Annotated in this window: 11 protein-coding genes; 10 read left to right on the top strand and 1 reads right to left on the bottom strand. The window is 67.5% G+C overall.

Annotation, left to right across the window (positions count from 1 at the left end):
* Positions 1–125: 125 nt before the first annotated feature.
* From ACE3QM_RS22115 to ACE3QM_RS22090, 6 genes are all read left to right on the top strand, one after another.
* On the top strand, positions 126–947 hold the full coding sequence (locus tag ACE3QM_RS22115; RefSeq protein WP_374424922.1) for an MBL fold metallo-hydrolase: 822 nt from the start codon (positions 126–128) through the stop codon (positions 945–947).
* 157 nt (positions 948–1,104) lie between these two features.
* Positions 1,105–2,133, top strand: coding sequence for an FtsH protease activity modulator HflK (gene hflK, locus ACE3QM_RS22110; RefSeq protein WP_374424920.1), 1,029 nt, complete (start codon positions 1,105–1,107; stop codon positions 2,131–2,133).
* Positions 2,133–3,011, top strand: a complete 879-nt coding sequence (gene hflC, locus ACE3QM_RS22105; protein WP_374424918.1) for a protease modulator HflC — start codon at positions 2,133–2,135, stop codon at positions 3,009–3,011. Before hflK ends, hflC begins: the two co-directional genes overlap by 1 nt.
* On the top strand, positions 3,008–4,267 hold the full coding sequence (locus ACE3QM_RS22100) for an NRAMP family divalent metal transporter (RefSeq protein WP_374424916.1): 1,260 nt from the start codon (positions 3,008–3,010) through the stop codon (positions 4,265–4,267). The genes hflC and ACE3QM_RS22100 overlap by 4 nt, the downstream gene beginning before the upstream one ends.
* 9 nt (positions 4,268–4,276) lie before the next feature.
* Positions 4,277–5,353 carry a YjbE family putative metal transport protein gene (locus tag ACE3QM_RS22095; RefSeq protein WP_374424914.1) on the top strand — a complete coding sequence of 359 codons (1,077 nt, stop codon included), beginning with the start codon at positions 4,277–4,279 and terminating at the stop codon, positions 5,351–5,353.
* A 504-nt stretch (positions 5,354–5,857) separates the two neighbouring features.
* Positions 5,858–8,239, top strand: coding sequence for a glycosyl hydrolase family 18 protein (locus tag ACE3QM_RS22090; protein WP_374424912.1), 2,382 nt, complete (start codon positions 5,858–5,860; stop codon positions 8,237–8,239).
* A gap of 29 nt (positions 8,240–8,268) precedes the next feature.
* On the opposite strand, the gene ACE3QM_RS22085 is transcribed toward ACE3QM_RS22090, so the two are convergent.
* Complete coding sequence (locus ACE3QM_RS22085) at positions 8,269–8,481, bottom strand: hypothetical protein (RefSeq protein ID WP_374424910.1); 213 nt, start codon at positions 8,479–8,481, stop codon at positions 8,269–8,271.
* An 89-nt stretch (positions 8,482–8,570) separates the two neighbouring features.
* Between ACE3QM_RS22085 and sgrR the strand changes: the two genes are divergently transcribed.
* The 4 genes from sgrR (at position 8,571) to ACE3QM_RS22065 (ending at position 12,697) form a co-directional block, all read left to right on the top strand.
* Positions 8,571–10,253 (top strand): HTH-type transcriptional regulator SgrR, encoded by a 1,683-nt coding sequence (sgrR, locus tag ACE3QM_RS22080; protein ID WP_374424908.1) that lies wholly within the window; start codon positions 8,571–8,573, stop codon positions 10,251–10,253.
* Between the two features lie 229 nt (positions 10,254–10,482).
* The gene (locus ACE3QM_RS22075; RefSeq protein ID WP_374424906.1) at positions 10,483–11,019 is read left to right on the top strand and encodes a MarR family winged helix-turn-helix transcriptional regulator; all 537 of its coding nucleotides are present in this window, start codon (positions 10,483–10,485) and stop codon (positions 11,017–11,019) included.
* Positions 11,016–12,230, top strand: a complete 1,215-nt coding sequence (locus tag ACE3QM_RS22070; protein ID WP_374424904.1) for a cyanate transporter — start codon at positions 11,016–11,018, stop codon at positions 12,228–12,230. The genes ACE3QM_RS22075 and ACE3QM_RS22070 overlap by 4 nt, the downstream gene beginning before the upstream one ends.
* A gap of 50 nt (positions 12,231–12,280) precedes the next feature.
* The gene (locus tag ACE3QM_RS22065) at positions 12,281–12,697 is read left to right on the top strand and encodes a RidA family protein (protein ID WP_374424902.1); all 417 of its coding nucleotides are present in this window, start codon (positions 12,281–12,283) and stop codon (positions 12,695–12,697) included.
* The last annotated feature ends 102 nt before the right edge of the window (positions 12,698–12,799 follow it).

The following is a 12,799-nucleotide window of genomic DNA, read 5'->3' as shown; positions in this document are numbered from 1 at the left end:
TGAACGCGCTGCTGCGCGACATGGAAGCCACCGAGCGCTCCGGCCAGTGCAACCATGGCCGTCCCACCTGGACCCGGCTGTCCATGCGCGAGCTGGACAAGCTGTTCATGCGCGGACAATAAGCGATGCGCGTCACCGTACTGGCGGAAAACCACAGCCTGCGCCCGGACTTGATCGCCGAAGCCGGTCTGGCCTTGCTGATCGAGGACGGCGAAGAACGCATCCTGTTCGATACCGGCCGCAGCGACGCGCTGCTATACAACGCCAGCCGGCTGGGCGTCGACCTCGCCACGCTGAGCCGGGTGGTGCTGTCGCACGGCCATTACGACCACAGCGGCGGCCTTCCGGCCTTAAGCCGACTGCTGCGCGAGCGCGCGGCTGCGCCGCTGCCGCTGCTGGCCCATCCCGGGGCCTTCCGAGCGCGCGAAGCGCGGCTGGGGCCGATCACGCTGCGCAAGCTGGGCTCGCCGCTGAACGAAGCCGATCTGCAAGCCAGCTTTGAGCTGCAGCTACACGCCGGGCCGCACACCTTCGCCGACCGCTATGTCTTCCTGGGCCAGATTCCGCGGCAACGCCACGCCGAGGGCCGTGGCACCCTGGGCCAGCTGCTGGATGCGCGCGGCCACCGGCCGGACCCGGTGGCCGACGACTCGGCCCTGGTCTGCCGCAGCGAGCAAGGCCTGATCATCTTCAGCGGCTGCGCCCACTCCGGCATCCGCCATATCGTCGACTACGCGCGCGAAGTCTGCGCCGAGCCGCGCGTCCGCGCGGTGATAGGCGGTTTCCACCTGCGCAGCGCCAATCCGTGGCGCGTCTGGCAGACGCGCCGCTATTTCCAGCGCCTGGGCGCCGAGCGCCTGCACGCCTGCCACTGCACCGGCTACGCCCGCCACGCGCTGGCCGGCCAGCAAGGCATAGCCGCCGGCAGCCGCTTCAGCTTCGACTAAGAACCTGTTTACGATCTCGCTCGCGGGAGCGTAAAGCGCCTCCCGCTCCTCGGCGCGGCCGCGCCGATTTCAAGCCTTGCCGCCCAAGCGCGGTCAACCCATTTGCATCAAACACGTTAAGGCAGGGGACAGACAACAAGACTCGCGAGCCCGGCCCATGCCCTCCCTACCCCCGACCGCCCCCAGCGACTCCGGCGATTTCTCCCTGCGTCAGCTCAGGCTGCGCGTCCGGCATTGGCTGGACCTGATGGGCATGGGCGGCCAGGGCGGCAAGCTGTTGCTGGGCGTCGTCGCCCTTGCTTGGCTGGCCTCCGGCGTCTACCGGGTGCAGCCGGACGAGCAAGGCGTCGTCGTCCGCCTCGGCAAATGGAGCGACACCACCGCGCCGGGCCTGCACTACCACCTGCCCTGGCCGGTGGACAGCGTGCTGCTGCCCAAGGTCACCCAGATCAATCAGCTACGGCTGGGCAATCTCTACGACGGCGCGCCGACCAACACCCCCGACCCGCGCGAAAAACAGATGCTGACCGGCGACGAAAACATCGTCGAGGCCGACGCCGCGGTGTTCTGGCGCATCAAGGACGCCGGCCAGTTCCTGTTCCGCGTCAACAAGCCCGAGGAATCGCTGCGCATCGCCGCCGAGGGCGCGCTGCGCGATGTGATCTCCCACACCCAGATCCAGGCGGCGATGTCCAACCGCCGCCAGCAAGTGGCGGACGAGGCCCGCGCGCTGCTGCAGCAGCGGCTGGACGCCGAACAGGCCGGCATCTTGCTCACCCAGGTGCAATTGCAGCGCGTCGACCCGCCCGCCGCGGTGATAGACGCCTTCAACGATGTGCAGCGCGCCCGCGCCGATCAGGAACGCGCGCGCAACGAGGCCCAGGCCTATAGCAACGACATCATTCCCAAGGCGCGCGGCGAAGCCGAGCGCATCCATCAGGAGGCCGAGGCCTATCGCAGCCAGGTGGTCAACCTGGCGCAAGGCGAAGCCAAGCGCTTCGATTCCATCTATCAAAGCTATGCCCAGGCCAAGGACGTCACCGCCTGGCGGCTGTATCTGGAAAGCATGGACGAGGTGCTGAAAAAGGCCGGCAAGGTCATCGTGGACTCATCCGGCAAGGGCATGTCCGGCGTGGTGCCCTATATGTCCTTGCAGGACAAGGCCAAAGACAAGGAGAAACGCTGATGAAGCGGCAATGGCGCGGCGCGGGCGCGCTGGCGGCGCTGGCGGGCCTGTGGCTGCTGTCCACCTGTTTCTACACCCTGGGCGAAGGACAGAAAGCGCTGGTGGTGCGCCTGGGCGCGCCGGTGGACGTGGACGAGCAGCCCGGACTTAAAGTCAAGCTGCCGCTGGTGGACAGCGTCCAGTACTACGACACCCGGCTGCAAACGCTGGCGCCGCCGCCGGAGCAAGTGATCCTGGGCGACGAAAAACGGCTGGAAGTGGAAACCTACACCCATTACCGCATCGCCAGCGCGCTGCGCTTCTATCAGGCGCTGCGCACCGAGGAACAGGCGCGCGCCCAACTGGGCCAACTGGTCAGCACCTCCCTGCGCCGCGAACTGGGCAAGGAAATGCTCAAGGCGCTGCTGTCGCCGGAACGCGCCGCCATCCTGCGCCGCATCCAGCAGGAAGTGGCCGCGCGCGCCAAGCCGCTGGGCCTGGAAGTCACCGAGGTGCAGTTGCACCGCGCCGACCTGCCGCTGGAAACCAGCCAGGCCATCTACGACCGGATGAAATCGTCCCGCCAGCAAGAAGCCAAGGAATTGCGCGCCCAGGGCGCGGAATGGGCGCAGCAGATCCAGGCCAGGGCCGAGCGCGACCGCACCGTGATCCTGTCCGAAGCGCAGCGCCAGAGCGCGATCACCCACGGCGAAGCCGACGCCGACGCCAACCGCATCCTGGCCCAGGCCTTCGGCAAGGACCCCAAGTTCTACAAATTCTACCGTTCGCTGCAAACCTATCGCCACTCGCTGTCCGACTCCGCGCCCACCCTGGTGCTGTCGCCGGACTCGGCGCTGCTGCGCGACTTCAAGTCCGGTCCCGCCGGCGGCAAACCGTGAACGGCGTTCACACCGCCGCCGCGCGGCCGCTGACGCAGCGGTTCAGGCATTTCCTCGCCGCCGTCGGCCCCGGCCTGGTGGTGATGCTGGCCGACACCGAGACCGGCAGCGTCATCGCTTCCGCCCAGAGCGGCGCGCGCTGGGGCTTGCGCATGCTGCCGCTGCTCTTGCTGCTGATTCCGCTGCTCTATCTGGCGCAGGAGCTGACGATAAGGCTGGCCCTGGGCACCGGCAAGGGCTATGGCGAACTGGTGTTGCGGCGCTTCGGCCGCGCGGCGTCCTGGCTCAGCACCGCCACGCTGCTGATCAGTTGCTTCGGTGCCCTGCTCACCCAGCTCAGCGGCCTGGCCGGCATCGGCGAGATGCTGGGCGTGCCGCCCTGGCAAAGCGTGTCCCTGCTGGCGCTGCTGATTTTCCTGATGGTGGCCACCGGCAGCTACCGCTCGGTGGAGCGCGTCGCCATCGCCCTCGGCGTGTTCGAGCTCGCCTTCCTCGCCGAAGCCTGGCTCGCGCGGCCGGAACCGGCGGTGCTGCTGGCGCAGCTGCATCACCTGCCATGGCGCGACCATGACTTTCTCTACCTGGCCGCCGCCAATATCGGCACCTGCATCATGCCGTGGACCATTTTCTATCAACAGTCGGCGCTGCTGGACAAGGGCCTGGGCCAGGCCGACCTGAAAGCCGCGCGGCTGGACACCCTGCTGGGCGCGGCGCTGTGCCAGTTGATCACCGCCGCCATTCTGATCGCCGCGGCCCAGGCCTTCGGCGGCGGCCACGGCGGCCAATCGCTGGACAGCGTGGTCCAATTGGCCGACGGTTTCGGCCGCTTGCTGGGCCCGATATACGGCCGGCTGTTGTTCGCGCTGGCGCTGGCCGGCGGCGCGCTGGTGGCCACCATCGTCGTCTGCCTGAGCGCGGCCTGGGCCTTGGGCGAGGCCAGCGGCCGCCGCCATTCCCTGGCCGAGCATCCGCGGCAGGCGCCGTGGTTCTACGGCTGTTTCGGGCTGATGCTGCTGGCCGGCGCGCTGCTGGTCTCCTCCGGCGTCAACCTGATCCGGCTCTCCCTGGCCAGCGGCGTGGTCAACGCCGTGCTGCTGCCGGTCACGCTGGGCTTTCTCTACTGGCTGGCGCGTTCGGAACTGCGCGGCGCGCTGCGGCCGCGCGGCGCTTACGCCGGCGTGCTGGCGCTGGCATTGGCGCTGACCGCCGGCTTCAGCCTGTATGCCGGACTGGCCGGCGCGCTCGGCGCCGGATAAGGACTTGCCATGGATGCCGATTTCTTCTCCCACAGCCTGGGACAAGTACTGCAAATCGCCTTTCTCGACCTGATGCTCAGCGGCGACAACGCGCTGGTGATCGCGCTGGCCTGCCGTGGCCTGCCGCCGGCGCTGCGCCGCCGCGCGATGCTGCTGGGCACCGCCGGCGCGGTGTCGCTGCGCCTGCTGCTGACCGCGCTGACCGGGCTGCTGCTGCAATGGCCCTTGCTCAAGCTGCTGGGCGGCCTGCTGTTGCTGGCCATCGCCGTCAAGCTGCTCTTGGGCGACGAGGCGCCCCCGGCCGAGCAAGCAGCCACGCCGCGGCTGGCCTCCGCCATCGCCATCATCGTGCTGGCGGACCTGAGCCTGAGCCTGGACAATGTGCTGGCGCTGGCCGCCGTGGCCCAGGGCAGCCTGGCCTTGCTGCTGCTGGGCCTGTTGCTGAGCATTCCGCTGCTGATGTTCGGCAGCCTGCTGCTGGGCCGGCTGCTGGACGAATACCCGCTGCTGACGCCGCTGGCCGGCGCCGTGCTCGGCGCGCTGGCCGGTCAGCTGATCGCCGCTGATCCGCTGTACGCCGATTGGGTGGACAGCCAGTCGCCGGGCCTGCACCTGGCGCTGCCGCTATTGGCCGCCGGCTATGTGCTGTGCCAGAGCCGCATCATCCGCCGCCAGCGGGCGACGCTCGCGCCGCTGCCGCCGTGGCGGCCGTGGGCGCGGCTGGCCGAACGGCTGGACCGTCTGGGCGATGCCGCGCCGCGCCCGATTCTTCTCACGGAAGCTACGCCCGCAGCCAGTCTGCCACCCAGCCCGGCCTCCATCACTGCGCCCGTCCTCGCCCCGGTCGCCACGCCGCCCGAAACGCCCCCCCTCGCGCCGGCAGCCAAAGCAAAGCCGGCCGCGCAGCGCGATGCCAACGCCATCGAAGCGCTCGGCAAGCCCCTGGTGTTCATCGCCGCGCTGCTGGGCGCGCTGGCGCTGGCCTGGCTGGCCCTGCACCTGCTGAGCCAGGGCCTGCTGCCCGCGCCCAAGCATCCGGCCGGCGTCAGCCGTTCGGCGCCGACGCGGCCGCCGCTCAAGCCCTGAGAACCTGTTTACGATCTGCTGCGCGTCGGCGGGATGGATAGAAATGGGCGTTGAAACCAAGCTCAAAATGCTCATGTACCACCTGTACATTCCGCTTTTTCGCTCGTTTTCGCCTTGCCTCGCGCTAGCTCGCGAGACGTTGAACCGACTCTGAGACGCTAAACGCTGACGCGCGCGCCACAATCCCGCGCCAAAGTCATTATTCACATCCCGCCGCAAGCCCTCGTTTGCTGCGCCGCACTAAGGCGGAGCACGATCCAGGCCTCTCGGCCCGTTGCGCCAGTTGCGGCGCGCATTCCAGACATTTCCTCTTCCGACCAAGGCCTCGTCGCTAGCAGAGACCATGACAAACGCACCTGAAAAAAAGAACAGGTGCGTCATTAGCATTTCTGTTCACATGCTTAAGCCCAATACCACTTACATACAACTTTAATACAACTTGAATACAAGTCGGCGCGCCGCGCCGGCCTTCCGCCCCGCCTTTTTCCAAGAAGGAGATGGACAGTGAGCAAAGCCCTACTGCTGCTGAAAACCGGCCTGGCCGGCACCGCCATGGCCGGCGCCGCCTTGCTGGTCGCCCAGCACGCCCCCACCACGGCCAAGGCGTCGGCACCCGCCGCGCGCGACGGCCTGATCAAAACCGCGGCCGCCAGCTGCACCGATCCGGCCTGGAGCGCCAGCTCGATCTACACCGGCGGCCAGCGCGTCAGCTACCAGGGCCAGACCTGGCAAGCCAAATGGTGGACCCAGGGCAATGCGCCCGCCGCCAACGACGCCAGTCCGTGGAAATTGATAGGCCAGTGCGACGGCGGCGGCGGCAACCCGAGCGATCCGCCGCTGGTGCAAGTGCCGCCGCCCACCGGCAACGCGCTGTGCCAGCCGGAAGGCCTGGCGCGCACCGACGGCGTCGACGTGCCCTATTGCGCGGTCTATCAGAAAGGCGGCGCCGAGCAGCTGGCCAATGGCAGCCGCAAGCGGCTGATCGGCTATTTCACCAGCTGGCGCACCGGCAAGAACGGCCAGCCGGCCTATCTCGCCAGCGACATCCCCTGGGGCAAGCTCACCCACATCAACTACGCCTTCGCCCATGTCGACGGCAACAACCGGCTGTCCGTCGGCGAGAACAACCCCGGCAACCCTGCCACCGACATGAGCTGGCCCGGCGTGCCCGGCGCGGAAATGGACGCCAGCCTGCCCTATAAGGGCCATTTCAATCTGCTGACCCAGTACAAGCGCAAATACCCGGGCGTCAAGACCCTGGTCTCGGTGGGCGGCTGGGCCGAAACCGGCGGCTACTTCGACGCCGACGGCAAGCGCGTCAACAGCGGCGGCTTCTACAGCATGACCATCAACGCCGACGGCAGCGTCAACCAGGCCGGCATCAACGCCTTCGCCGATTCCGCCGTCGCCTTCCTGCGCAAATACGGCTTCGACGGCGTGGACATCGACTTCGAGTATCCGACCTCGATGAACGACGCCGGTAATCCGCTGGACTGGACGGTGGCCAACGCCCGCCGCGGCGCGCTGAACAAGGGCTTCAATGTTCTCGCGCAAACGCTGCGCGATCGCCTGGACCGCGCCGCCGCCCAGGACGGCCGCTACTACCAGCTCACCGCCGCGGTGCCGGCCTCCGGCTACCTGCTGCGCGGCATGGAAGCCTTCCGCAGCCTGCGCTACTTCGACTTCGTCAATGTGATGTCCTATGACCTGCACGGCGCCTGGAACGAATTCGTCGGCCCCAACGCCGCGCTCTACGACGACGGCAAGGACGCCGAGCTGGCGCGCTGGAGCGTGTACACCACCGCGCAATACGGCGGCATCGGCTATCTGAACACCGATTGGTCCTATCACTACTATCGCGGCGGCCTGCCGGCGGCGCGCGTCAATATCGGCGTGCCCTACTACACCCGCGGCTGGAAAAACGTCAACGGCGGCAGCAACGGCCTGTGGGGCACTTCGGTGGGCGGCAACTGCCCAACCGGCCTGAAAACCTGCGGCGACGGCGCGGTGGGCATAGACAATCTGTGGCACGACCTGGACGAACAGGGCCGTGAAGTGGGCGCCGGCTCCAACCCGATGTGGCATGCCAAGAACCTGGAGAAGAACCAGGCCGGCAGCTATCTGTCCGCCTACCTGGACCCGAGCAAGCCGGAAAACCAGCTCAACGGCAGCTATCAGCGTTTCTACAACGACACCCTGAGCGCGCCGTGGTTGTGGAACGCCGGCAAGAAGGTATTCCTGTCCACCGAGGATGAGCAGTCCATCGCCAAGAAAGCCGCCTGGGTCGACGCCAACAACGTCGGCGGCGTGATGTTCTGGGAACTGGCCGGCGACTACGACTGGAAACAGGACCGCAACGGCGGCAAGGGCGAGTACTTCATCGGCACCACGCTGACCAGCCTGCTGTACAACGCCTTCAGCAAGCCGGCCACCGTCAGCGTCAAGCCGGCCGCCGCCGCTCCAGCCGCCACCGCCGCCATCGATGTCGGCTTCGCGCTGGACGGTTTCGCGCTGGGCGACAGCAATTATCCGATCAACCCCAAGCTGACCATCACCAACCGCTCCGGCAGCAGCCTGCCCGGCGGCACCGAGTTCCAGTTCGACGTGCCCACTTCGGCGCCGTCCAACTTCGCCGACCAGTCCGGCTTCGGGCTCAAGGTGATCAGCGTCGGCCATAGCGGCAACAATATCGGCGGCCTGAAGGGCGATGCCCATCGCGTCTCGGTCAAGCTGCCGTCATGGCAGTCGCTGGCGCCGGGCCAGAGCGTCAGCCTGGCCGTGGTCTACTACCTGCCGATTTCCGGCCCGCGCAATTTCAGCGTGACTTTGGGAGGCAAGACTTACGCCATTCGCGAGGAGGCGCCCTACCTGCCTTACCTGCGCTGAGAACCGCTTCAAAGTCTGGCGCTGGCTCGTCAGACTTTGAACGGATGCTGAATTCCCTCGTTCTCCTCAGTACCTTCCAAGCCGGGTTCGCCCGGCTTTTTTTCTGCGCCGCCATCCGTCGGCGGCTGCCATTGCATCAGCTCGTTCAAGCTGTCCAGCGCCGCCTGCGGCGTCAGGCCGAACACCGGCTTTTTGCCGTCGAGAAAGCGCTGGTAAAACAAGAAGATCGGATCGGTTTTCATCGCTGTGGACTCCCGCTATGGATGCGAGTATTGTCGGCGCAATATGAGGCAATAAAAATTGCTGACTTTCAATCAGGAAACTTCCTCTTATGTCCGCGCGGCTCGCCCAGCAGTATCAGAAACTCCACCAACACTTCGCCGGCCAGGCCGAGGCGGTCTCGCTGCAACAGCTGGCCGACCTGCTGTTCTGCACCCGCCGCCACATGCGCAGCCTGCTGCAGCAGATGCAAGCGCAAGGCTGGATAGCGTGGCAGGCGCAAGCCGGCCGCGGCATGCGCTCGCGGTTGAGCTTTCTGCAAGCGCCGGAACAACTGCAGCGCGAGCGCGCCGCGCAATTGCTGGAACAGGGCCGGGTGGAACAGGCGGTGGACCTGCTGGGCGATGACCGCGACGAGTTGGCGCCCTTGCTGCTGGCGCGGCTGGGCAAGCGCTGGAACCAGAATCGCCAAGTGCTGGGCGTGCCCTATTACCGCCCGTTGCCCAATCTCTACCCCGGCACGCCGCTGCGCCGCTCCGAACGCCATCTGGTTGGTCAGATCTTCAACGGCCTGAGCCGGATAAATGAGGAAAAAGGGGAAGTGGAAGGTGATCTCGCCCACCACTGGAGCCAGCAGAGCCCGCTGGAATGGCATTTCCATCTGCGCCCGGCTGTGCGCTGGCACGATGGCGGCGAACTCAGCGTCGCCGATGTCCAGGCCTCGCTGCTGCGCTTGCGCGCGCTGCCGCTGTTCTCCCATCTGCAAGCTGTGCGGCCCTTGTCGCCGCGCAGCCTGGCGCTGGAATTGAGCGAGCCCGACCAATGGCTGCCCTGGCTGCTGGCCGACAGCGCCGCGCTGATCCTGCCGGCCGACCACGCCGCGCGCGCCGACTTCGCCTCGCGCCCGGTGGGCACCGGCCCTTACCGCGTCGCCGCCAATACTCGGCACCAGCTGTGCCTGCAGGCCTTCGACGACTACTTCGGCTACCGCGCGCTGCTGGATCAGGTGGACATCTGGATGATGCCGGAGCTGGGCGAACAACTGGAGCACGGCAATGGCCAGGTTTGCAGCCTGGAAGTGCGCATCAATCCGCGCGAGCCCAGCATGCAGACCGAAATGGTGCTGGAATCCGGCGTCTATTTCCTGCTCGCCGACGGCCGCTCGCCGCGGCTGCACGATGCCGCGCTGCGCGATTGGCTGGCCCAGACGCTGGCGCCGCTGGCCGTGATCCAGGAAACCGCGCCGGCGGTGCGCCAATACTGGGCGCCGGCCGCCGGCCTGCTGCCCAATTGGCACCACGCCCAGCCGGCCCTGAACCAGCCACCGCCGGACGGCCTGCGCGCGCTGCGGCTGGCCTATTACGAACAGCACCCGGAATACCAACTGATCGCAGCCGCGATGGCGCGCTGCCTGCGGCCCCATGGCGTGGAGCTGGAATGCCGCGCGCTGCCCTATGCCGACTGGGAGCAAGGCCATGGAGAGGCCGATCTGTGGCTGGGCTCGGTCAACTTCGCCACCCGGCCGGAATACTCGGTGGCCGCCTGGGTGCTGGGCACCCCGCTGCTGCGCCGCTGCCTGGAGCCGGCGCTGCCGCTGACGCAGTGGCAGCAAGGCTGGCGCCAGGGCCTGTTCCGCGCGCAGGACCTGTCCGCCGCCGTGGTCCAGCAGCGCTGGATGCTGCCGCTGTTCCACAACTGGCTGCGGCTGCAAGGTCCGGCCCAGATGCAAGGCGTGCGCCTCAACAGCCTGGGCTGGTTCGATTTCAAGTCCGCCTGGTTGCAGGCGGACGGCTGAGAACCCGTTTAAAATCTGCTGCGCTGAGTGAGATGTGACACGGTGAAAGCCACTTCAGAATGCTCATGCGCCACCGGCGCACTCCGCTTTCTCAGCCGCAACGCCTTGTCTCGCCCTAGCTCGCGAGATCGTAAACAGGCTCTTAGATTCCGCTCATATATTTTTATATAAAGATACTTTATGTGAAATATCTTCCCAGGAATACATATCCATGACATAATCGCTCCCCATGGACAAAATCGACACCATCATTTCCCAGTGGCGGCGGGAGCGGCCCGACCTCGACAGCGCCAGCATAGGCGTCATCGGCCGGCTGGCGCGGCTGGTCACCCATGTGGAGCGCGCGCTGGCCGACAACTTCGCCCGCTTCGGGCTCAAGGATGGCGAATTCGACGTGCTGGCCACGCTGCGCCGCGCCGGCGCGCCCTACCAGCTATCGCCCACCATGCTGTACACCACGCTGCTGCTGACCTCAGGCGCGGTCAGCAAGCGGCTGGACCGGCTGGAGAGCGCCGGCTGGGTGGAACGCCACCCCGATCCCAATGACCGCCGCGGCATGCTGATCCGTCTGAGCCCGGCCGGACTGGAACTGATAGAGCGCGCGATGAGCGCCCACATCGCCACCCAGGAAGCCGCGCTGGCCGCCTTGGCCGCGCCGCAGCGCGAACAGCTGGCCGCGCTGCTGAGCCAATGGCTGCAAAGCTTCCCCGGAGAAGCGCAGGCCTCCTCGTCACACACCGCCCCCACCGAAAGCCCAACCTCATGAAGCAAGACACCTCCGTTCAGCGCCCGCTATGGCTGGCGCTGTCCATCATCCTCGTCGGCCTGAACCTGCGCCCCGCCCTCGCCGCCATCGGTCCCTTGCTGGACCAGCTGCGCCACGCCACCGGCATGAGCTTCAGCGACGCCTCGCTGCTGACCACGCTGCCAGTGGCCACCATGGGCGCCGGCGCCTTCCTCGGCAGTTGGCTGGAGCGCCGCACCGGCGCGCGCCAGGGCGTGGTCATCGCCCTGCTGCTGATTCTCTTGTCCAGCGCGCTGCGCTGGCTGCCGGCCAGCTTTGGCGCGCTGCTGGCCACCGCGCTGATGGCCGGCATCGGCATCGCGCTGGCCCAGGCGCTGATTCCCGGCTTCATCAAGCAGTATTTCCCGCACAAGGTTTCGGCGCTGATGGGCTTCTACATCACCGCCATCATGGGCGGCGCTTCCCTGGCCGCCGCCGGCGCGCCGTGGCTGGCCGCGCATAGCGCGCATTGGCAGAACGGGCTGGCCGTCTGGGCCGCGCTGGCGGCGCTGGCGCTGCCGTGCTGGCTGCTGAGCGCGCCGCGCGGCGGCCATGGCGGCGGCTCCGCCGCTCGCGCGCCGCAATTCAGCCGGATTCCGCGCGCCTGGCTGCTGGCCTTTTATTTCGGCATCGGCACCGCGGTCTACGCCAGTTCGCTGGCCTGGCTGCCGGCCTTGTTCGTGCAATTGGGCTGGAGCCCGCAGCAAGGCGGCCTGATGCTCAGCTTCATGACCGGCATGGAAGTGGTGTCCGGCCTGACCATCCCGTTGTTGTCGGCGCGCAGCCACGATATGCGCGGCTGGCTGACCCTGGTGCTGCTGGCGGTGCTGGCCGGCTTGCTGGGCATGGTGCTGGCGCCGCATGGCGGCTTGCTGCTGCTGTGGGTGGCGCTGCTGGGCCTGGGCGTGGGCGGCCTGTTCCCGCTGACCATGATTCTGACGCTGCATCATTATGAAGACGCGCGCAACGCCGGCCAGCTGTCGGCTTTCGTGCAGGGCATAGGCTATCTGATCGCCGCGGTGGCGCCCTTCGCCGCCGGCTGGATTCGCGACGCCACCGCCAGCTTCAATCTGGCCTGGCTGTGCCTGGCGCTGCTGATCGCCGGCCTGCTGGTGCTGACCCGCCGCTTCGCGCCGCAGGGTTACACCGCGGCGATGCAAAGCCCGGCCGCCGTCGCCGCGCAAACCCGTTGATCCCGAGGCGGCACCAGCCGCGCCGCCCGGCAAACCACAGGAGAGAGCAGATGAGCAAAGCAGTTCCCTTCCGCCTGAGCAATCCCGCCGGACTCTACGACCCGGCGCCCAATGGCTATTCCCACCTGGCCAGCGTCGACGCCGGCAGCCGCATGCTGCTGGTGGCCGGCCAGGGCGGCGAGAACGCCGCCGGCGAACTGGCCGACGGCTTCGAAGCCCAGGTCAGCCAGGCGCTGGCCAATCTGCGCACCGCGCTGGCCGCCGGCGGCGCCGATCTCGCCCATGTCGCCAAGCTGACTGTATTGATCGTCGATCATAGCGAGGCGCGGCTGCACGCCTTCGGCGCGCTGCTGAGCGCCGCCTGGGGCACGCTACCGACGCCGGCCTGCACGCTGATCCCGGTGCCGCGGCTGGCGCTGGACGGCATGCTGTTCGAGATCGAGGCCACCGCCTTCCTGCCGGGCTGAGGCGGCATCGCGCGCCCGGAACCGGTTCGCTGATACGCAGCAGGCTTTGAACAGGTTCTTAGAACCTGTTTACGATCTCCGGAGCAATAGAGCCAGGAAAGC

Source organism: Chromobacterium sp. (genome assembly GCF_041912965.1).
GTDB lineage: Bacteria > Pseudomonadota > Gammaproteobacteria > Burkholderiales > Chromobacteriaceae > Chromobacterium > Chromobacterium aquaticum.
This window is presented reverse-complemented; position numbering and strand designations above follow the sequence as displayed.

What these genes read in the sequence shown, in the direction of transcription:
- ACE3QM_RS22115 (WP_374424922.1), top strand. Translation starts at nt 126, where the DNA reads ATGCGCGTCACCGTACTGGCGGAAAACCACAGCCTGCGCCCGGACTTG.
- hflK (WP_374424920.1), top strand. Translation starts at nt 1,105, where the DNA reads ATGCCCTCCCTACCCCCGACCGCCCCCAGCGACTCCGGCGATTTCTCC.
- hflC (WP_374424918.1), top strand. Translation starts at nt 2,133, where the DNA reads ATGAAGCGGCAATGGCGCGGCGCGGGCGCGCTGGCGGCGCTGGCGGGC.
- ACE3QM_RS22095 (WP_374424914.1), top strand. Translation starts at nt 4,277, where the DNA reads ATGGATGCCGATTTCTTCTCCCACAGCCTGGGACAAGTACTGCAAATC.
- ACE3QM_RS22085 (WP_374424910.1), bottom strand. Translation starts at nt 8,481, where the DNA reads ATGAAAACCGATCCGATCTTCTTGTTTTACCAGCGCTTTCTCGACGGC.
- sgrR (WP_374424908.1), top strand. Translation starts at nt 8,571, where the DNA reads ATGTCCGCGCGGCTCGCCCAGCAGTATCAGAAACTCCACCAACACTTC.
- ACE3QM_RS22075 (WP_374424906.1), top strand. Translation starts at nt 10,483, where the DNA reads ATGGACAAAATCGACACCATCATTTCCCAGTGGCGGCGGGAGCGGCCC.
- ACE3QM_RS22070 (WP_374424904.1), top strand. Translation starts at nt 11,016, where the DNA reads ATGAAGCAAGACACCTCCGTTCAGCGCCCGCTATGGCTGGCGCTGTCC.
- ACE3QM_RS22065 (WP_374424902.1), top strand. Translation starts at nt 12,281, where the DNA reads ATGAGCAAAGCAGTTCCCTTCCGCCTGAGCAATCCCGCCGGACTCTAC.